Genomic DNA, 19903 nt, shown 5'->3' with positions numbered 1-19903 from the left:
CCGATCTCTGCACAGGGCCCGACGCTGGTGAAGCATCCGAGAAGAGCGCGTACCTGACGGTTCGTCAGGAACTGTGCTTCTGCAGGTACAGACGTGCCGCCTCCCGGCCGTCCGGATGCAGTGCGTCACCCGCCGCAAGCAGTCGCGGCAGCAGTTTCCGCTCCGTCGTGACCGCCCGGAACTGCAGCGCCACCGTCACGTCGTGGTCCGGCAGGTGCACGATCTCGACCGGGTCGCCGGAGCGGATCTCGCCGGGCTCGATCACCCGCAGGTACGCGCCCGGAGCACCCTTCTGCGTGAACCGCTTCACCCACCCCTTCTCACCCAGGTGGCCCTGGAAGGTGAGGCAGGGGATCCGGCCGGAGGTGACCTCCAGGACGACCTCGGGTCCGATCCGCCAGCGCTCGCCGATCAGTGCGCCGGATATGTCGAGGCCCTCGGTGGTGAGGTTCTCGCCGAACGAGCCGCTCGGCAGCGGGCGCCCCAACTCGCGCTCCCAGTCGTCGAGATCCTCGCGCGCGACCGCGTACACCGCCTGGTCGTCACCCCCGTGGTGGCGCAGTTCGCACACCGCGTCCCCGGCCAGCCCGCTCGCGCCGACCCCCTTGGGGCCGGGCGCCGACACCCGCACCGGCCCGTCCACAGGCTGCTTGTCGATGCCGGTCACCCCGTCCGGCTGGCCCGTGTACGGCACGGGCTTCGGACGGCCGAGGTTCACTGACAGTAGCTTCATGCTCGAACGGTAGGTGACGTCGGCTCAAAGTGTCGACGCATTATCAGGCGCCCGGCCAAAGGATCACTTATTCTCGAACGGTGATCGAAGCCCGCCATCTGCGCGTTCTGCGCGCCGTCGCCTCCACCGGCTCCTTCTCGGCCGCGGGGCGCGAACTGGGCTGTACGCAGCCCGCCGTCAGCCAGCAGATGAAGGCCCTGGAGGCGTCGGTCGGCACGCCGCTGCTCATCCGCGGCGGGCGCGAGATGCGGCTGACCCAGGCCGGTGAGGCGCTGGTGCGGCATGCCTCGGGGATCCTGGCCGGGCTCACGGCGGCGGAGGAGGAGGTCGCCGCCATCGCCGGGCTGCGCGCCGGACGCGTACGGCTCGTCTCGTTCCCGAGCGGCAGCTCGACACTCGTTCCCACCGCCCTCGCGGCCCTGCGCGCCGCGCACCCCGGCACCCGGGTCTCTCTGGAGGAGGCCGAACCGCCCGCCTCCGTCGAGCTGCTGCGCGAGGGGGACTGCGACGTGGCGCTGGCCTTCCGCTACGAAGGTGCGGCGGGCGCGGAGGAGTGGGACGACCTCGTCGTACGACCGCTGCTGAGCGACCGGCTCGTCGGGCTCGTGCCCGAGCGGCACCGGCTCGCGCAGGCCTCGGCCGTGGCCATCGGGGACCTCGCGCACGAGCCGTGGATCGCCGGATGCCCGCGCTGCCGCGGGCAGTTGGTCGAGGTGTGCGAGAGCGCGGGGTTCACGCCGCGCATCGACTTCGCCACCGATGACTATCCGGCCGTCGTCGGCCTGGTCGGCGCGGGCCTCGGCGTCGCCGTGCTGCCGCAGCTCGCCATCGAGTCGGTACGGCCGCGGCACGCGCGCGTGCTGACGCTGGAGCCGGCGGTGCGGCGGGAGATCGTGGCGCTGACACTGCCCGATCTGGCCCAGGTGCCCGCGGTCGCGGCGACCCTGGAGCAACTCGGGCGCGCAGCCGCCCGCCAGTAAAAGTGATGGGCACGCGCACGCGTGCCCATCACATGGAGACGAAGAAACGTTCCTTCAAGTGTTCGAGCCGCCGTCCACGCCGGTCGCCGCGGCCACCAGCCGGTTCCGTGCCCGTCCCATGAGTTCCTCGCGCTCGTCCTCGGTCAGGCCGCCCCACACGCCGTACGGCTCTCTCACCGCCAGCGCGTGCGCCGCGCACTGCGCGCGCACCGGGCACCTCATACAGACCTCCTTGGCCGAGTTCTCGCGAGCGCTCCGGGCCGCACCGCGCTCACCCTCGGGATGAAAGAAGAGCGAGCTGTCCACCCCGCGGCAGGCGGCCAGGAGCTGCCAGTCCCACAGGTCCGCGTTCGGTCCGGGAAGGCGGGAGAAATCTGCCATTGCGTGACCCCTTGTAGCCGTTCTGAGCGGATACGGTGCCCACGACCGTATATCTACGATCTAAGGAAATGAAAATATGACTCATTGCGAATCTAGCCTCAAACGCGAGTAGATGGGAAGAAAAAGGGCTAAATGGGGCATGGGTTGTGATGAAACGTTGAGGGTCCGCCCTGCATCTCTGCACCGTGTCCGTGCCCTCACGTAGAGTGCCGAAGATGGCACACGGCCCCGTAACTCTTTCGAGTGACCATCGTTGAGAGTGCGGAGGCGGTTGAAGCAACAAGTGCTCGGGCAGGCGTCCGAGACGGTCGACCGCACAGGTGACGATTTCGTACCAGCCTGGAGGCTCAAGGTGACGTGCATCAGCTGCGGAGGACGGCCATGACATCCGTCCTCGTCTGCGACGACTCCCCGCTTGCCCGAGAGGCGCTCCGCCGCGCGGTCGCGACCGTGCCCGGCGTCGAGCGCGTGACGACCGCGGCCAACGGCGAGGAAGTCCTCCGCCGCTGGGGCGCCGACCGTTCGGACCTGATTCTGATGGACGTACGCATGCCCGGACTGGGCGGCGTCGAGACCGTGCGCCGGCTGCTGTCCGCAGACCCCGGCGCGCGCATCATCATGCTCACGGTTGCCGAGGACCTGGACGGCGTGGCCCTCGCGGTCGCCGCCGGTGCCCGCGGCTATCTGCACAAGGACGCCTCGCGCGCGGAGTTGCGCGCGACCGTCACCCAGGCGCTCGCCGACCCGACCTGGCGGCTGGCCCCGCGCCGGCTGCGCTCCGCCGAGATGGGCGCCGCGCCCACGCTCACCGCGCGCGAGATCCAGGTCCTGGAGGGCATGAGCCACGGCCGCTCCAACGCGGAGATCGGCCGCGAGCTGTTCCTCTCCGAGGACACCGTCAAGACGCACGCCCGGCGGCTCTTCAAGAAGCTCGGCGCCTCGGACCGGGCACACGCAGTGGCGCTCGGTTTCCGCTGGGGCCTGGTTCGCTAGGCCAGTCGGGTGTGTTCCAGCGGGGGTTCAGGAATCCCCGCCCACCGCAAGGTGGGTGGGGCCGGGCAACCCCGAGGAAGTTCAGGCACGCCCCCGCGCCGTCCGGCAGGCTCCCTCTTCGCCGCACCGGCCAAAGGCCCTGGCAGCTCTGCTGCGAGGGCCCTTCGTCCCGCATGCCGAGAGCGCGCACGGTCTGCCCTGCCGACCGCTGCCGCGGCGGGCGCGAGGACGCACCTGCACCCCTTCGGAGCCGCATGTCAAAAGGGCCCGCCGGGTGCCCGATGCTCGTTTCGGCGCGGATGCCGCATCCTTGAGGTGTGGAGTCTCTCGGGGACGAGTCGGTCGAGCGGAAGGGGAGGGCGCAAGGGATGAGTTCCGGCGCACCTGCTCATAACGCTTCGGTGCACAACATCGGACACGGTGCCACGGCCCGCGCGGCCGCAAGGCACCATGGACCGATGCGCGACGACGAGGCGGCGAGTGCCGCAGGGGCGATCGGTGCACTCGTCCACCGCGCCGTGGACGGGGACGAGCAGGCCACACACGACCTGCTGGCCCATGTCCACCCCCTGGCGCTGCGCTACTGCCGCACCCGTCTGTCCCGGCTGCCGGGTGATGCCCGGCACTTCGTGGAGGACCTCGCGCAGGAGGTGTGCGTCGCCGTCCTCCTCGCACTGCCGCGCTACAAGGACACCGGCCGCCCCTTCGAGGCGTTCGTCTTCGCCATCGCCGCGCACAAGGTCGCGGACCTGCAGCGGGCGGCGATGCGGCACCCCGGGTCGACGGCGGTCCCGTCCGACGAGATGCCGGAGCGGCCGGACGACTCGCTCGGCCCGGAGGAGCGGGCGCTGCTCAGCAGCGACGCCGAATGGGCCAAGAAACTGCTGGCCAACCTGCCGGAGAACCAGCGCGAGCTGCTCCTGCTGCGGATCGCGGTGGGTCTCACGGCCGAGGAGACCGGACAGATGTTGGGAATGTCACCCGGAGCGGTGCGGGTCGCGCAGCACCGGGCACTGAGCCGGCTCAGGGCGCTCGCGGAGCAGTAACCCCAATGCCGTAAGCGCCTTCCTTGAACAGGTCTCTCGACAATTCCGTACGAACATACGAAGCCCAGGGTCACGCGGAACCGTGGAATTCGAGAGCCGTGCTTCCCGTTAGCATGGACATCCGCACCGATCAAGGCCATTTGGGGAAGGTGTCATGACTGCAAACGTCGACGGAGTGCCCGGTAAATTCGCGACACTCGGGCTGACCTACGACGACGTGCTGCTGCTGCCGGGCGCATCCGAGGTGCTCCCCAACGCGGTCGACACCTCGTCCCGCATCTCCCGCAACGTCCGGGTCAACATCCCGCTGCTCTCCGCGGCGATGGACAAGGTGACCGAGTCCCGCATGGCGATCGCGATGGCCCGCCTCGGCGGCGTCGGCGTGCTGCACCGCAACCTGTCCGTGGAGGACCAGGTCAACCAGGTCGACCTGGTCAAGCGGTCCGAGTCCGGCATGGTCACCGACCCCATCACGGTGCACCCGGAGGCGACGCTCGCGGACGCGGACGCCCTGTGCGCCAAGTTCCGCATCAGCGGTGTCCCCGTCACCGACCCGGCCGGCAAGCTGCTCGGCATCGTCACCAACCGTGACATGGCCTTCGAGTCCGACCGCAGCCGCCAGGTGCGCGAGGTCATGACGCCGATGCCGCTGGTCACCGGCAAGGTCGGCATCTCCGGTGTGGACGCCATGGAGCTGCTGCGCCGCCACAAGATCGAGAAGCTTCCGCTGGTCGACGAGGCCGGCATCCTCAAGGGCCTCATCACGGTCAAGGACTTCGTCAAGGCCGAGAAGTACCCGAACGCCGCCAAGGACGCCGAGGGCCGGCTGCTGGTCGGTGCCGCCGTCGGCGCCAGCCCGGAGGCCCTGGAGCGCGCCCAGGCGCTCGCCGCGGCCGGTGTGGACTTCCTGGTCGTCGACACCTCGCACGGCCACAACAGCAACGCCCTCAGCTGGATGTCGAAGATCAAGTCGAGCGTCTCGGTCGACGTGATCGGCGGCAACGTCGCCACGCGCGACGGCGCCCAGGCCCTCATCGACGCCGGTGTCGACGGCATCAAGGTCGGCGTGGGCCCCGGTTCCATCTGTACGACCCGTGTCGTCGCAGGCATCGGCGTCCCGCAGGTCACCGCGATCTACGAGGCCTCCCTGGCCGCCCGCCCGGCCGGCATCCCGCTGATCGGTGACGGCGGCCTGCAGTACTCCGGCGACATCGGCAAGGCTCTGGCCGCCGGTGCCGACACCGTGATGCTCGGCAGCCTCCTGGCCGGCTGCGAGGAGTCGCCCGGCGAGCTGCAGTTCATCAACGGCAAGCAGTTCAAGTCGTACCGCGGCATGGGCTCGCTCGGTGCCATGCAGTCCCGCGGCCAGGGCAAGTCGTACTCGAAGGACCGCTACTTCCAGGCCGAGGTCTCCGCCGACGACAAGCTCGTGCCCGAGGGCATCGAGGGCCAGGTGCCCTACCGCGGCCCGCTGTCCAGCGTTCTGCACCAGCTCGTCGGCGGTCTCCGCCAGACCATGGGCTACGTGGGCGCGGCCACCATCGACGAGATGGAGTCCAAGGGCCGCTTCGTGCGGATCACCTCCGCGGGCCTCAAGGAGAGCCACCCGCACGACATCCAGATGACGGTCGAGGCGCCGAACTACAGCCGCAAGTAGTCGCACAAGTAGTCGGCAGGTTCCTTCAAGGGCGGTCCCGGAAGCACCGGGGCCGCCCTTGTCGTACCCGTCGGCGATACTGGGAGACGCTGAAACGCATCAGGGAAAGGCCACAGACGTGACTGAGATCGAGATCGGGCGCGGCAAGCGCGGCCGCCGGGCGTACGCCTTCGACGACATCGCCGTCGTCCCCAGCCGCCGTACGCGGGACCCGAAGGAGGTCTCGATCGCCTGGCAGATCGACGCCTACCGCTTCGAGCTGCCGTTCCTGGCCGCCCCCATGGACTCCGTGGTCTCCCCGGCCACCGCGATCCGCATCGGCGAGCTCGGCGGTCTCGGGGTGCTGAACCTCGAGGGCCTGTGGACGAGGTACGAGGACCCGCAGCCGCTGCTCGACGAGATCGTCGGCCTCGACGCGGACCGGGCCACGCGCCGCCTCCAGGAGATCTACGCCGCCCCCATCAAGGAGGAGCTGATCGGCGCGCGCCTGAAGGAGGTGCGCGACTCCGGCGTGGTCACCGCCGCCGCGCTCTCCCCGCAGCGCACGGCGCAGTTCTCGAAGGCCGTGGTGGACGCGGGCGTGGACATCTTCGTCATCCGCGGTACGACGGTCTCCGCGGAGCACGTCTCCGGCTCGCACGAGCCGCTGAACCTGAAGCAGTTCATCTACGAGCTCGACGTCCCGGTGATCGTCGGCGGCTGCGCCACGTACACGGCGGCCCTGCACCTGATGCGCACGGGCGCGGCGGGCGTGCTCGTCGGCTTCGGCGGCGGTGCCGCGCACACCACGCGCAACGTGCTGGGCATCCAGGTGCCGATGGCGACCGCGGTCGCGGATGTGGCGGCGGCCCGTCGTGACTACATGGACGAGTCCGGCGGCCGGTACGTGCACGTGATCGCGGACGGTGGCGTGGGCTGGTCCGGCGACCTTCCGAAGGCGATCGCCTGTGGTGCGGACGCGGTGATGATGGGCTCGCCGCTCGCGCGCGCGACGGACGCGCCGGGCAAGGGCCACCACTGGGGCATGGAGGCCGTCAACGAGGAGCTCCCGCGCGGCAAGAAGGTCGACCTGGGCACGGTCGGCACCATCGAGGAGGTGCTGACGGGTCCGTCGCACACTCCCGACGGCTCCATGAACCTCTTCGGCGCGCTGCGGCGGGCGATGGCCACGACCGGGTACAGCGAGCTGAAGGAGTTCCAGCGGGTCGAGGTGACGGTGGCGGACTCGCAGCACAAGCGGTAGGGGTTACGGCGCGAAGGGGGCCGGTCACCTGGTGAGGTGACCGGCCCCCTTCTGTGTGCCCTGGGCTTGCGCGGGGCGCGGGGCGCGTGGGGTGGTGCGGGGGCGTGCGGTTGCGTTCGGGGCGGATACGGGCTGGTCAGCCGGGCCGAGGGCGATAACGTCCGTGTCGGCGCCCCAGGTTGCTGGAGCGCCCCCTTCCAAGGATTTGGTTCCGGACCCCGCTCCTCGGGGCCCGGCCCGATTTCCAACGGACCGTCCACCGGGCACTGGGCGGCCTCGTGGAAGGGGGCGCCCAGGACGTCACCGCAAGCCCACTCGCTGGGACCGGATCCGTCTGTGGATGGTGAAGTGCCGGAGGAGGTGGATCTTGCGGATTTTCGGATGGTGAGCGGCCGCCCCCACGCAAACTAGGGGCGGACACTCCGTGAACCATCCAGGAGCCTGCCGCAGTGCTCGCTGCGGCCGACCCCACCTGTCTCCGTAAGGTACCCGCGCCGCGCCCCCCATGCCACCAGCCCCGGAGCCCGACGCACCCGCGCGCCCCCCTTCACCACCGAAGCGCCGCCCCTCCGCCGCGCGCCGGCAGCGTCAGACCGCCGCCTTCTTGGCCCCCGTGAACGCCACATACGCGGCGATCGCGAAGAACACGAACGTCAGCGGGTCGGCGTCCGCCTTCCAGGCCTCCTGGACCACGCTGAGGTGCTGGAAGAAGACCTCGTTGAAGCCGACCTTCACCTGGTCCGCGATGAGCATGGCCTCGCCCACCAGCTGGCCGAGGTAGACGGCGCCCAGGGACAGGACGGCGCTCGCGACCGGCAGGACCGGGTTGCGCCCGCCGAGACGGCCCGCGGCCAGACCGATCAGGAAGCCGACGCCGACCGCCGCCCAGCCGATCTCGCGCTTGGTCAGGCCGATGACGCCACCGTAGACACCGGCTGCGACCACGGCGGCCGCGAAGGCCGCCGCCAGGCCGAGGCCGATGTTGTTCCTCACCGGAGCAGCAGCGGGAGCAGGCACGTACGGAACCCCCGGCGCCGCTGGCGGCGGTACGGCGCCCGGCTGCTGGGCGTCCGGGCCGGCGTCGGCCGGCTGGGGCTGCGGCTGCTGCGGTGGCGTTGGAGCTGACTGGCTCATGACAGAGATCCCCCCACGGGATGGAACGAGCGGATGGTGAAGCGGAGAAAGTGTGCGCACGAGTGTGCGACTGGTGGAGGGAGGGTAACAGGTGGGGGCGACAGGGTGACCAGCGAAATATGCGGTCAGAGACGGTGGGCGGCCCCCGTCGGAACGGCTCCGCGCGTGTCCAGCAGCAACTGCGCCTTCACCGACAGGCCTTGGAGGTCGTACGTCCGGTGCTGCTGGAGCAGGATCGTCAGATCGGCCTCGGCCGCGGCCTCGTAGAGGGCGTCCGCGCGCGGGACCGGGCGGTCCTGGACGCTCCAGGACGGGACGTGCGGGTCGTGGTAGCTGATCGAGGCGCCCAGTTCCATGAGGCGGACGGCGATCTCCGGGGCGGTGGTGCCCTGTTGGTCGGCGAGATCCGGCTTGTAGGTGACGCCGAGGAGCAGCACGCGGGCACCGCGCGCCGATTTGCCGTGCTCGTTGAGGAGGGCCGCGGCGCGCTGGACGACGTAACGGGGCATCTGGCTGTTGACCTGCTGGGCCAGTTCGACCATGCGCAGGGTGCGGCCCGGGTGGCCGGTCAGGTCCTGGGGGACGGCGTGGCCGCCGACGCCGGGGCCGGGGCGGAAGGCCTCGAAGCCGAACGGCTTGGTCTCCGCGCAGCGGATGACGTCCCAGACGTCGACGCCGAGGTGGTTGCAGAGGACGGCCATCTCGTTGACGAGTGCGATGTTGACGTGCCGGAAGTTGGTCTCCAGCAGCTGCACGGTCTCCGCCTCGCGCAGTCCACGCGCGCGTACCACCTTGTCGGTGAGGCGGCCGTAGAACGCGGCGGCGGACTCGGTGCAGGCGGAGGTGAGGCCGCCGATCACCTTGGGGATGTTGGCCGGGGTGAAGGCGCGGTTGCCGGGGTCGACCCGGCTGGGGGAGTAGGCGAGGTGGAAGTCGCGGCCCGCCTGCAGCCCGGAGCCCTCCTCCAGGAGGGGGCACAGGAACTCCTCGGTGGTGCCCGGGGGGACGGGCGACTCCAGGATGACCGTGGTGTGCGGGCGCAGCCGCTCGGCCAGGGCGCGGGCGGCCGCCTCGACCTGGCCGAGGTCGAGTTTGCCGTCGGCGCCGCGCGGGGTCGGCGTGCAGATGACCGCGGTGCGGACGCGGCCGAGCTCGGCCGGGCTGGTGGCGTGCCGGAAGCCCCCCGAGAGCATCCGGCGCAGTTCGGCGGGGCTGAGGGAGCCCTGCTCGGGCCCGGTTCGATAGCCGAGTGTGGGGATGCCGGCCGCGACGGCTGCCTGGGCCAGGGGCAGGCCGAACGGGCCGAGTCCGATGACGGCGAGATCTGCGGGCATGGCGTGGGCCGTCCTCCCAGTAACCGAAGCGGGGCAGGTGCGCAAGTCCTGTGGACAGGACAGGCGAAGCGCAATGTCACACTAGGAGTAAATATGACCGATTTGCTGGATTGGTTGTCCGTGTTTTCCGCAGGTCTCGGGAATGTTGTCCACAGGCTGGGGGCGACTAGTGGCTGAAGCCGGGCAAGCCGGTCAGAATTTGGGCATGGGGGTTAGGCAACGGGCTTCGCCCGACGGGTGCGGCCGACGCTACCGATAGCGGGAGGCAGCGGTGAGGACAGCGACACTGGGGCCGGCGCAGCGAGCCGAGTCACTGGCGGGAATGGCCGAGCGCGAGCTGGACGTACTGGTCGTGGGCGGCGGCGTGGTCGGTGCGGGCACCGCCCTGGACGCCGTGACGCGCGGTCTGTCCACGGGGCTGGTCGAGGCGCGTGACTGGGCGTCGGGCACATCCAGCAGGTCCAGCAAGCTGATCCACGGCGGACTGCGCTATCTGGAGATGCTCGACTTCGCCCTCGTGCGGGAGGCGCTGAAGGAGCGCGGCCTGCTGCTGGAGCGGCTCGCGCCGCATCTGGTGAAGCCGGTGCCGTTCCTCTACCCGCTGCAGCACAAGGGCTGGGAGCGCCTGTACGCCGGTTCGGGCGTCGCGCTCTACGACGCGATGTCGATGGCCCGAGGGCACGGCCGCGGCCTGCCCACGCACCGCCATCTGACCCGCCGCCACGCCCTGCGCGTGGCACCCGCCTTGAAGAAGGACGCGCTGGTCGGGGCCCTGCAGTACTACGACGCCCAGATGGACGACGCCCGTTATGTCGCCACCCTGGTGCGCACGGCGGCGGCCTACGGCGCGAAGGTGGCCAACCGCGCGCGCGTGTCGGGCTTCCTGCGGGAGGGCGAACGGGTCGTCGGCGCGCGCGTGCAGGACGTCGAGGGGGGCGGCGAGTACGAGATCCGCGCCAAGCAGATCGTCAACGCGACCGGTGTGTGGACCGACGACACCCAGGCCATGGTGGGCGAGCGCGGCCAGTTCCACGTCCGGGCGTCCAAGGGCATCCATCTGGTCGTACCGAAGGACCGCATCAGCTCCTCGTCAGGGCTGATCCTGCGCACCGAGAAGTCCGTGCTGTTCGTCATCCCCTGGGGCCGGCACTGGATCGTCGGCACGACGGACACCGACTGGGACCTCGACAAGGCGCACCCGGCCGCGTCCAGCGCCGACATCGACTACCTGCTGGAGCACGTGAACTCGGTCCTTTCGGTGCCGCTGACACGGGACGACGTGCAGGGCGTGTACGCGGGGCTGCGCCCGCTGCTGGCCGGCGAGTCGGAGGCCACCAGCAAGCTGTCCCGCGAGCACACCGTGGCACATCCCGCGCCCGGCCTTGTCGTGGTGGCGGGCGGCAAGTACACGACGTACCGGGTGATGGCCAAGGACGCGGTGGACGAGGCGGTGCACGGCCTCGACCTGCGGGTCGCCGAGTGCGTGACGGAGGACGTGCCGCTGCTGGGAGCCGAGGGCTACCGGGCACTGTGGAACGCGCGGGCGCGGATCGCGGCGCGGACGGGTCTTCATGTGGTGCGAGTGGAGCATCTGTTGAACCGGTACGGGTCGATGGCGGAGGAGGTCCTCGACCTCGTCGCCACCGACGCCTCGCTCGGGGAGCCACTGCACGCCGCCGACGACTATCTGCGCGCCGAGGTCGTGTACGCCGCCTCGCACGAGGGCGCCCGGCACCTGGACGACGTACTGACCCGGCGCACCCGCATCTCCATCGAGACCTTCGACCGGGGAACGCGCAGCGCACGGGAGGCGGCAGAACTCATGGCGCCGGTGCTCGGCTGGGACAAGGACCAGATCGAGCGCGAGGTCGAGCACTACGAGAAGCGGGTGGAGGCCGAGCGGGAGTCGCAGCGGCAGCCGGACGACCTGACGGCGGATGCGGCGCGGTTGGGGGCGCCCGACATCGTGCCGTTGTAGGGCACCGCGCGTCCAGGCATCCGGACATCACTCGAACGAGTGGCGCGAACCGGGATCTTCGTTCGGAACCCGGCCGTTCTACGGAGTGCGAGGGCAGAACTCGGCGGCGAGCAGGGCCGGTTCGAGGCCGGGATCTGCGATCGCCGTCGTGTTCACGCGGAAGGTGAGGACATGCCGGCCGTCGACGGTGGCTGCGGTGCGCACGTAGCTGCCGGTGATGCGTCCGTTGTGTCCCCACACCGTGATGCCGCACGGCAGCTTCTCGGGAAACAGGCCCATGCCGTACAGGCCGTGTGCGGTGCGGGTGTCGCGCATCTCGCGCAGTCGGCGCGAGGGCAGCAGTTCGCCGCCCAGCAGGGCCGCGTAGAAGCGGTCGAGGTCGGCGAGCGTGGTCACCAGCTCGCCCGCGGCTCCGGCCACCCGCGGGTCGAGCTCGGTGACGTCGGTTCCGTCGGTGGCGTAGGCGCGGCCGTGCGGAGAGGGCAGAGAGGTACGGGAGCCGGGGAAGGAGGTGCCCGTCAGACCCAGCGGAGCGATGATGCGGCGCTCGGCCTCGGTGGCGTACGAGTGGCCGGTGACCTGCTGGATGACCATGCCGAGCACCACGTAGTTGGTGTTCGAGTAGGAGTAGCGGCCGGCCTCGGCCGGGGGATGGGTGAGCGCGATGCGTACGGCTTGACGAGGGGAGAGGGGAACGAGGCCTCTGGTGTCCACGGTGAAGTCGTTCAGTCCGCTGGTGTGGGTGAGCAGGGCGCGCAGGGTCATGGTGCGGCCGTCGTTGCCGGCTCCGCGCACCAGGCCGGGCAGATGCTGCTCGACGGTGTCGGACAGGGACAGCCGGTGCTCCGCCGCGAGCTGCAGGACGACCGTCGCGATGAAGGTCTTCGTGATGCTGCCGGCGCGGAAGTGGTCGGTACGGGCGATGCCCCGGCCGGCGTGGGCGTAGCGGGTGCCGGAGTCCTCGTGGGCCAGGAGGGCTGCCGCGGGGGCTCTGCCCTGCGTGACCAGGAGGGGCAGGAGCGTGTCCGTGGCCGGTGCCGCGGGGGCCGAGGAGGCGGTCGGGGACAGAGTGAGGAGCAGGAGCGACACGGGCACGGCCAGTAGCGTCCGGAGCGGCGGCATCGCGAGGTCCTCCCTTGTCGCGGCCCATCATGCAGGGTGGCGCGACGCGCGGTCCGGCGGGGCCCCGGGTGCACAGGCTCCTCGTACGGTGCCAGGGGCACCCTGGGCGTCGGGCACTTGTCGGGTGAGGGACAATGGAGGCTCTGTCAGGGCGGGTTGCATGAGGGGACGCATGTCGGAGGCGGAGCGGGCGGGGACATCTCGTCAGGACACTCGTCAGGACAACAGCGAGCGTCTTCTCGCCGGGCGGTACCGGCTGGGGAGGGTGCTCGGCCGCGGCGGCATGGGCACGGTGTGGCGGGCCGAGGACGAGACCCTGGGCCGGACGGTCGCCGTCAAGGAACTGCGGTTCCCGTCGAACATCGACGAGGACGAGAAACGCCGGCTGATCACGCGGACGCTGCGCGAGGCCAAGGCGATCGCGCGGATCCGCAACAACAGTGCGGTGACGGTCTTCGACGTGGTCGAAGAGGACGACCGGCCGTGGATCGTGATGGAGCTCGTCGAGGGCAAGTCGCTCGCCGAGGTCATCCGGGAGGACGGCCTGCTCGAGCCCAGGCGTGCGGCCGAGGTCGGGCTGGCGATCCTCGACGTGCTGCGCTCGGCGCACCGCGAGGGCATCCTGCACCGTGACGTGAAGCCGTCCAACGTCCTGCTGGAGTCCGACACCGACCGGGTCGTGCTCACCGACTTCGGTATCGCCCAGGTCGAGGGCGACCCGTCCATCACCTCGACCGGCATGCTCGTCGGCGCGCCCTCCTACATCTCCCCGGAGCGGGCCCGCGGGCACAAGCCGGGCCCCGCGGCCGACCTGTGGTCGCTCGGCGGACTGCTGTACGCGGCGGTCGAGGGAGTGCCGCCGTACGACAAGGGTTCCGCGATCGCCACCCTCACCGCGGTGATGACCGAGCCGGTGGAGGAGCCGAAGAACGCGGGGCCGCTGAAGGACGTCATCTACGGGCTGCTGACCAAGGATCCCGCCAAGCGGCTCGACGACGCGGGTGCGCGGGCGATGCTCAACCGTGTGATCCACGCGCCCGAGCCGAAGGAGGCCGAGCCGGAGCCGCCGATGGACGCGACGCGTGTCGTGCCGTTGCCGGTGCAGCCCGACGGGGGCAAGGCGAGTTCGGGCGGCTCCGGCGGCAAGCGGGGCGAGGAGGCGGCGGAGAAGCTGCGCGGGGCGCTGCGTTCCGTGCGGAAGGCCGCCGTGGCGGCGGGAGCGGCGGCCGGTTCGGCGGCTGCGGCCCGCGCCAAGTCGGGGAACGGTACGGCCGGTTCGGGATCCGAGGGCACCAAGTCCGCCGGGGCGTCGGGTGCAGCCGGTGCTTCGGCTCCGCCGGCACCCCCTGCTCCTCCGGCTCCTCCCGCTCCGACGACTCCGATGCCTGCGGTGCCTCCGGCTCCACGGCCGGCCTCGTCATCGTCGCCGTCGGCTGCGGTGCAGTCCTCGGCTTCGTCGGCAGCTTCGGGAGCCAAGGCGCCTTCCGGTACCTCTGCCGGTTCCGGTTCATCGGCGGCTTCGGGTTCCGCGGGCGCTTCGGCAGGTGCAGCTTCCGGGGGCCCAGAGAACGGGGCGCAAGGGGCGAATGCGCAGGCCGGCGGGCGCAGTTCGGGGTGGCCGGTCGTGCCGCCGCCGGATCTGCCGCCGCGGCCCGTGCCGAGGGCGCCGCTCACCGACGTGGTGCCGAAGCGGACGCTGGTGATCATCGCGGTGGTGATCGTGCTCGCCGTGGTCGGGACCGTGCTGGCCGTCGTGTTCGGCGGGGACCACGGCAAGAGTTCGAACGGCGGCAAGAACAGCGGCGGGAAGGCCGCGGTCAGTGCGTCCGCCAGTGCCCGCGCCAAGGAGGACACGAGCGGCGCCAGCCGTGCGGACGGAGGCGACGCGCAGTCCACGTCGGCGTCGACGGACGGCAGTACCCCCAGCAACAGTCCGACCGCGTCCGGCGGCAGCAGTGCGGGAGACGGCGGGTCGTCCGGCGACAGCACGGTGGAGACGGCGTACAAGGGGAGCCAGGGGTACTCGATCGGTCTGCCCAAGGGGTGGAAGTACCAAGGGGCGAGTGCCGCCGGGGACCGGTTCACCGGGCCCGACGGGCAGAAGCTGCTCGTCGCCTGGACGTCCACGCCCAAGGGCGACCCGGTGGCCGACTGGAAGAACCAGGAGCGCTACATGACGCGCTCGCAGTACCAGAAGATCCGCATAGAGGAGGTGGACTACCGCGACTGGAACACCGCCGACTGGGAGTTCACCTATGTGGAGAGCGGGACGGAGTACCGGACGATCGACCGGGGGTTCGTCGTCAACGACCATCTCGGATATGCGCTGATGTACACGGCGAAAGCCGCGAACTGGGACAGCGGCCTGCGTAAGGACACCTGGAAGACCCTCGCGAAGACGTTCGAACCCAAGTCGTGATGTGACCGAACCCGTGTTTGAGCCGTGAGATCTGGCATCCCCTCATTGCGGGTTGCCTCCGGCACGTATCGTGAGTGTTTGCGGACCGTACGCATCCAGGTATGGGTTCGGAACGGGGCGCAAGGCGAACGGAATTGACCAACCGGGCGGCCGGGGGAGGCAACGTGGACGACTATGCGGGACGGGTTCTCGCCGACCGCTACCGCCTGCCGCTGCCACCCGCCGACGAGTACGAACTCACCGACACCCGCGCCTTCGACACCTACAGCGGTCAGGAAGTCCTGGTCAGGCAGGTGCCGTTGCCCGAGGTCGTCGAGGCGGAGGTGCTCGACGCCGAGGGGCTGCCGGACGGTTTCACGGCGCGTGACCCGCGGCAGCGGGGGAGCGGGCGGTCCGCGGCGCGCACCGGGGTGCGGCGGCCCACCGACCCGGCCGTACGGCGTGCGGTCGAGGCCGCGCAGGCCGCGGCGCAGATCCCCGACCATCCACGGCTCGACCAGGTCTTCGACGTGTTCGCCGAGGGCGGTTCGCTGTGGATCGTCAGCGAGTTGGTGGCGGCGCGGCCGCTGGCGGCGCTGCTCGCCGAGAAGCCGCTCACGCCGTATCGCGCGGCCGAGGTGGCCTCCGACGTCCTCATGGCGCTGCGTGTGCTGCACGCCCATGGCTGGGTGCACCGGAACATCACGGCCCGTACGGTGCTGGTCTGCGACGACGGCCGGGTGATGCTCACCGGCCTCGCGGTCGGGGCGGCGGAGGAGGCGCTGTGCGGGTACGACCCGGTACCGGCCCCGGAGGGTGACGGTGGCGACGGGTTCGGACCTGCGGGCGGTTCCCCGGGTGAGCCGGGTGGGCAGGGTGGACCGGCTCTGCCGGGCGGCCAGGGTGCGCAGAGCGCCCAGGGCTCCCCTGGATTCCAGGGCACTCAAGGCGGGCCCGGGGGCGCCGACCCCGAGGCTGCTCGGCGTGCCGCCATCCGGGCGCGTACGGCCGGGGGGCTGCCGAGCGCCGGGGCGGACCCGGCGAACGGGGCGGGGGCGCCGGGTGCGCTCGCGCCCAAGGCCCTGGAGAGCGGCGGGGACATCCGGGCCGCGCGGGCCGGGGCGATCGCCGCGTACCGGGCGGGCGCCCGGGCCGCGGCCAGGGTTCAGGAGGCGCAGCAGAGCGGGCGGGCGGCGCTGCCCGGCGCCCGTTCCGCGCCCGAGGGCGGCCCCGCCTCGCAGGCCAGCGGCACAGCACAGACACACACTTCCGAGGTCTCCTCGCGCACCACCGCCCCGCCGGGGCAGATAGCCGACCCGTACGGCGCGAGCGCCTGGCACGGGGCCGCGCCCCGCAGCGGAGTCGGCGGGGCACCAGCCGTCGAGGGCGGTGAACCGGCCGGTCTCGCGGGCCAGGGCGGCCGTACGGCACTCCCGCCTGGTGACGATGGCTCCTATGCCGGCGGAAGTGCCTACGGCAGTGGAGCAACTGGTCTTGCCGGCCAGGGCGGCCGTACGGCACTCCCGCCGGGTGACGGCGCCTCCCATGCCGGCGGAAGCCCTTATGGCAACGGCGGCACCTACGGGGCGCAGCGCGGCACAGCGCCCGGCGCCGGTGCTCCCTCGCCCTCCGGGGTTCCGACCCCCCGCCTGGACAAAGCTCCCCCGACGGGCGTTCCGGCACCCGGCTCCCACACTCCCGCCCCGCTCCCGCCCGGCGCCACACCCCCCAGCCGCTGGGACGACCTCGTGGCCGGCACCCCCGCCCCGCGCGGTCCCGCCACCCCGCTCGCCGCCGAGCGGGCCCGGCAGGCGCGGATGGCCGTGGTCGGGCCCGTGACGGAGCGGTGGGCGCCGGAGCAGGCCGGGCCCGTGCACGAGAACTGGCAGCTGGCGGCGCCCATCGGGCCCGCGACCGACCTGTGGGCGCTCGGGGCGCTGCTCTTCAGGGCCGTACAGGGACATGCGCCGTATCCGGAGGAGTCGACGGCCGAGCTGGTGCAGATGGTGTGCGCCGAGCCGCCCGCCTTCGCGGAGGAGTGCGGGCCGCTGCGGCCGGTCGTGGAGTCGCTGCTGCGTCAGGACCCCACCGAGCGGCTGGACTTCGAGGAGCTCAGGGGCTGGCTGCGATCCCTCGTGCGGTCCGCGCCCGAGCCCGACGCCGGCGCGCACGTCATAGCCGCACCGCCCGCCGACGCCAGTCGGCTGCCCGTCGTACGGCGGCGGGGCGAGCTGGTGCGCAGGCGGCGCGCCGGACTGCCCGCGACCAGCGCGCACGGACGGCACAAGCGGGCCAAGGAGCAGGCGCGTTCGCCGCGCAGCCTGGGCCGCACCCTGCTTGTGCTGGTCCTGCTCCTGCTGGCCGCGGCGGTCGCGTACGCCGTGCTGTTCATGCCGAAGGCCGGGGAGAAGGGCGCGGCGGGCAGCGACCGTACCGGCAGTGCGGGGGAGGTCGGCCCCGCCCCCGAGCAGTCGGACAAGGGCGCGAGCAGCCAGCCGCGCCCCGACCAGACCTCGCCCAAGTCCGAGGGCAGCCCCTCGAATTCGGCCGGTGCGAGCGAGAGCCAGACCACCGGGCCCGTCGTCGCCGACGGTTTCACGCTGCGCAAGGATCCCGAGGGCTTCCGGATCGCCGTGGCCAAGGGCTGGTCGCGGGCCGGAAAGAACAGCTGGAACCAGGTGGTGTACTCGCACGGCGCCTTCGAACTCATCGTCGTGAAGGGACGCGACGGCGCGGTCACCTACGGCAGCGACCCGATGGCGTACCAGCGGGACACGGAGCACGAGTTGCAGCCGTACCGCAGCTCCAGCTGGGCCACCGCGACCGGGCTGCGCACCGTCACGGTGGGCACCCGGACCATGGCGGAAGGGCAGTTCACCTGGACCGACGACAGCGGGAACGACCTGTATGTGCGCAACCTCGCGATGCTCATCGACGGGCGGTACCACATCGTGCAGGTACGCGGTCCCGAGTCGCAGCGGGACCAGGTGACGAAGCTGTACGAGCAGGCGTCGGCCACGTATCAGGTGACCGGCTGACCTCACCTGTGAGGGGTCCGTGAAGACGAAAACGGTTGCTGTACGGGCCCCGAAGCGACAACCGTCACAGTGCGGTCTCCTTGGGACCCCCGTTGTTCCCTGTTTACGGGCCGGTCCTTAGTCTGACCCTGTCAAGAGCATTGCGGGGCAACGTGAATCAGATGCAGGGCCAGCTTGTCGCGGGCCGCTACCGGCTCGCCGACTCGATCGGCAGCGGCGGCATGGGCCGCGTGTGGCGAGCACACGACGAGGTGCTGCACCGGGCCGTCGCGATCAAGGAGTTGACCGCCGCGCTCTATGTGTCCGAGAGCGAGCAGGAGCGACTCCTCGCGCGCACCCGGGCCGAGGCGCGTGCCGCCGCGCGCATCAACCACTCCGCCGTGGTCACCGTGCACGACGTGCTCGAACACGACGGCCGCCCGTGGATCGTGATGGAGCTCGTCGAGGGCTACTCGCTGGCCGACGCGGTCAAGGAGCAGGGGCGCGTCGAGCCCGCCGAGGCCGCGCGCATCGGACTGTGGGTGCTGCGCGCGCTGCGCGCCGCGCATGCCGCCGGAGTGCTGCACCGCGACGTGAAGCCCGGCAACGTCCTCATCGGCCACGACGGCCGCGTCCTGCTCACCGACTTCGGCATCGCCCAGATCGAGGGCGATACGACGATCACGCGCACCGGAGAGGTCGTCGGCTCCGTCGACTACCTCGCCCCCGAGCGGGTCCGCGGCCACGACCCGGGCCCCGCCTCCGACCTGTGGGCGCTCGGCGCCACGCTGTACACGGCGGTGGAGGGCAGGTCGCCGTTCCGCCGCACCTCGCCGCTGTCCACCATGCAGGCGGTCGTGGAGGAGAACGCCGCAGATCCGCAGCACGCCGGTCCGCTCGGGCCCGTCATGGCCGCGCTGCTGCACAAGGAGCCCGCCGCACGGCCGTCGGCGGCCGAGGCCGAGCAGATGCTCGCCGAGGCGGCGGAGGGACGGCGGTCGAACGCGGCGCAGGCGTATGTGCCGACACAGCACACGGGCTCCCGCTACGAGACCGGGAGCACCGGCACCGGGCCGCACACCGGCTCCCGCACGGGTCCGCAGTCGGGCTCCGGCACGCCGTACCCGCCGATGACCGGGCCGACGTCGATCGGACCGACCGGGATGGGCCCGGAGCACCGGACGACCACCGGTCCCGCTCCGAAACGCCGACGTCTGCGCACCTTGGTCCTCTCGATCGCCTTCGCGGCGATCGTCGGCGGCGGCGCGGCCGTGGCACTGCAGTTGTGGGACCAGGAAACGACGAGCGACGCAAGGGGTGGCTCCGCGTCGCAGAGCCCGACGCCGTCCAGCTCGCCCAGCCCGAACGCCAACGGAAACGTTCCCGCCACGTGGCAGGCGTACCACGACCCCTGGGGCTTCACCGTCTACCTGCCCAAGGGCTGGAGCCGGAAGGTCGTCGGCGTCCCGAGCGAGCTCAGGCAGGTCGACTACACACCCGACAACGGCAGGCACTTCGTCCGCATCGCCATGGACACCGCGCCGGACTTCAAGGACGCCCGTTCCCACCAGCTGAACCTGGAGCAGACGCTCGAGCAACGCTTCGCCGACTACCACCGCGTGCGGCTGGAACAGAACATCTACCGTGACCGGCCCGGCTCCGTCTGGGAGTACAGCTGGACCGCGTTGAAGGGGCAGCCGGAGGTCCCCTTCCCCGGTCCGCGCCGCGCCGTCGAGGAGACGTACATGTCCGGGGACGGCACCGAGTACGCGATCTACATCTCGTCGCCCGCGGCCGACTGGGCCGAGACGAGCAAGCAGTTCAAGTGGGTCCTTCAGGGCTGGCAGGAGAAGACCTCCCAGTAGCCGTTGGGCCGGACGGGGGTTG

Annotated in this window: 14 protein-coding genes; 9 read left to right on the top strand and 5 right to left on the bottom strand. The window is 71.4% G+C overall.

Features of this window, described 5'->3' with window-relative positions; all coding sequences use genetic code 11:
* Positions 1-64 precede the first annotated feature (64 nt).
* Positions 65-733: an MOSC domain-containing protein gene (locus IH68_RS0107650; protein WP_030930353.1), complete on the bottom strand. Its 669-nt coding sequence runs from the start codon at positions 731-733 to the stop codon at positions 65-67.
* Positions 734-813: 80 nt separating this feature from the next.
* On the opposite strand from IH68_RS0107650, the gene IH68_RS0107645 reads away from it, so the two are divergent.
* Complete coding sequence (locus tag IH68_RS0107645) at positions 814-1713, top strand: LysR family transcriptional regulator (RefSeq protein WP_030930351.1); 900 nt, start codon at positions 814-816, stop codon at positions 1711-1713.
* A 54-nt stretch (positions 1714-1767) separates the two neighbouring features.
* Here the strand turns inward: IH68_RS0107645 and IH68_RS0107640 are convergent, their stop codons facing one another.
* Positions 1768-2094, bottom strand: coding sequence for a WhiB family transcriptional regulator (locus IH68_RS0107640; protein ID WP_030930349.1), 327 nt, complete (start codon positions 2092-2094; stop codon positions 1768-1770).
* A gap of 381 nt (positions 2095-2475) precedes the next feature.
* Between IH68_RS0107640 and IH68_RS0107635 the strand changes: the two genes are divergently transcribed.
* The 4 genes from IH68_RS0107635 (at position 2476) to IH68_RS0107620 (ending at position 7033) form a co-directional block, all read left to right on the top strand.
* Positions 2476-3087 carry a response regulator transcription factor gene (locus tag IH68_RS0107635; RefSeq protein ID WP_003948568.1) on the top strand — a complete coding sequence of 204 codons (612 nt, stop codon included), beginning with the start codon at positions 2476-2478 and terminating at the stop codon, positions 3085-3087.
* Positions 3088-3545: 458 nt separating this feature from the next.
* Positions 3546-4133: a sigma-70 family RNA polymerase sigma factor gene (locus IH68_RS0107630; RefSeq protein ID WP_030930346.1), complete on the top strand. Its 588-nt coding sequence runs from the start codon at positions 3546-3548 to the stop codon at positions 4131-4133.
* 154 nt (positions 4134-4287) lie between these two features.
* Positions 4288-5790, top strand: coding sequence for an IMP dehydrogenase (gene guaB / locus IH68_RS0107625; protein WP_030930343.1), 1503 nt, complete (start codon positions 4288-4290; stop codon positions 5788-5790).
* 118 nt (positions 5791-5908) lie between these two features.
* Entirely contained in the window at positions 5909-7033 is a 1125-nt protein-coding gene (locus IH68_RS0107620) for a GuaB3 family IMP dehydrogenase-related protein (RefSeq protein ID WP_030930340.1), read from the top strand.
* A gap of 588 nt (positions 7034-7621) precedes the next feature.
* Here IH68_RS0107620 and IH68_RS0107615 read toward each other — a convergent pair.
* A complete protein-coding gene (locus IH68_RS0107615) occupies positions 7622-8167 on the bottom strand; it encodes a hypothetical protein (protein WP_030930336.1) in 546 nt (181 codons plus the stop codon).
* Between the two features lie 125 nt (positions 8168-8292).
* Positions 8293-9501 carry a nucleotide sugar dehydrogenase gene (locus IH68_RS0107610; RefSeq protein ID WP_030930333.1) on the bottom strand — a complete coding sequence of 403 codons (1209 nt, stop codon included), beginning with the start codon at positions 9499-9501 and terminating at the stop codon, positions 8293-8295.
* A 271-nt stretch (positions 9502-9772) separates the two neighbouring features.
* On the opposite strand from IH68_RS0107610, the gene IH68_RS0107605 reads away from it, so the two are divergent.
* Entirely contained in the window at positions 9773-11479 is a 1707-nt protein-coding gene (locus IH68_RS0107605; protein WP_030930330.1) for a glycerol-3-phosphate dehydrogenase/oxidase, read from the top strand.
* 78 nt (positions 11480-11557) lie between these two features.
* On the opposite strand, the gene IH68_RS0107600 is transcribed toward IH68_RS0107605, so the two are convergent.
* Complete coding sequence (locus IH68_RS0107600; protein WP_030930327.1) at positions 11558-12601, bottom strand: serine hydrolase domain-containing protein; 1044 nt, start codon at positions 12599-12601, stop codon at positions 11558-11560.
* Between the two features lie 172 nt (positions 12602-12773).
* Between IH68_RS0107600 and IH68_RS0107595 the strand changes: the two genes are divergently transcribed.
* From IH68_RS0107595 to IH68_RS0107585, 3 genes are all read left to right on the top strand, one after another.
* Positions 12774-15020, top strand: coding sequence for a serine/threonine-protein kinase (locus tag IH68_RS0107595; protein ID WP_030930324.1), 2247 nt, complete (start codon positions 12774-12776; stop codon positions 15018-15020).
* A 164-nt stretch (positions 15021-15184) separates the two neighbouring features.
* Entirely contained in the window at positions 15185-18037 is a 2853-nt protein-coding gene (locus IH68_RS0107590; RefSeq protein WP_030930321.1) for a protein kinase, read from the top strand.
* Positions 18038-18198: 161 nt separating this feature from the next.
* The gene (locus IH68_RS0107585) at positions 18199-19881 is read left to right on the top strand and encodes a serine/threonine-protein kinase (protein WP_030930317.1); all 1683 of its coding nucleotides are present in this window, start codon (positions 18199-18201) and stop codon (positions 19879-19881) included.
* Positions 19882-19903: the final 22 nt, after the last annotated feature.

This window comes from Streptomyces sp. NRRL S-646, from assembly GCF_000720765.1.
Taxonomy (GTDB): domain Bacteria; phylum Actinomycetota; class Actinomycetes; order Streptomycetales; family Streptomycetaceae; genus Streptomyces.
This window is presented reverse-complemented; position numbering and strand designations above follow the sequence as displayed.

What these genes read in the sequence shown, in the direction of transcription:
- IH68_RS0107650 (WP_030930353.1), bottom strand. Translation starts at nt 733, where the DNA reads ATGAAGCTACTGTCAGTGAACCTCGGCCGTCCGAAGCCCGTGCCGTAC.
- IH68_RS0107640 (WP_030930349.1), bottom strand. Translation starts at nt 2,094, where the DNA reads ATGGCAGATTTCTCCCGCCTTCCCGGACCGAACGCGGACCTGTGGGAC.
- IH68_RS0107635 (WP_003948568.1), top strand. Translation starts at nt 2,476, where the DNA reads ATGACATCCGTCCTCGTCTGCGACGACTCCCCGCTTGCCCGAGAGGCG.
- IH68_RS0107630 (WP_030930346.1), top strand. Translation starts at nt 3,546, where the DNA reads ATGCGCGACGACGAGGCGGCGAGTGCCGCAGGGGCGATCGGTGCACTC.
- guaB (WP_030930343.1), top strand. Translation starts at nt 4,288, where the DNA reads ATGACTGCAAACGTCGACGGAGTGCCCGGTAAATTCGCGACACTCGGG.
- IH68_RS0107615 (WP_030930336.1), bottom strand. Translation starts at nt 8,167, where the DNA reads ATGAGCCAGTCAGCTCCAACGCCACCGCAGCAGCCGCAGCCCCAGCCG.
- IH68_RS0107610 (WP_030930333.1), bottom strand. Translation starts at nt 9,501, where the DNA reads ATGCCCGCAGATCTCGCCGTCATCGGACTCGGCCCGTTCGGCCTGCCC.
- IH68_RS0107600 (WP_030930327.1), bottom strand. Translation starts at nt 12,601, where the DNA reads ATGCCGCCGCTCCGGACGCTACTGGCCGTGCCCGTGTCGCTCCTGCTC.
- IH68_RS0107595 (WP_030930324.1), top strand. Translation starts at nt 12,774, where the DNA reads ATGTCGGAGGCGGAGCGGGCGGGGACATCTCGTCAGGACACTCGTCAG.
- IH68_RS0107585 (WP_030930317.1), top strand. Translation starts at nt 18,199, where the DNA reads ATGCAGGGCCAGCTTGTCGCGGGCCGCTACCGGCTCGCCGACTCGATC.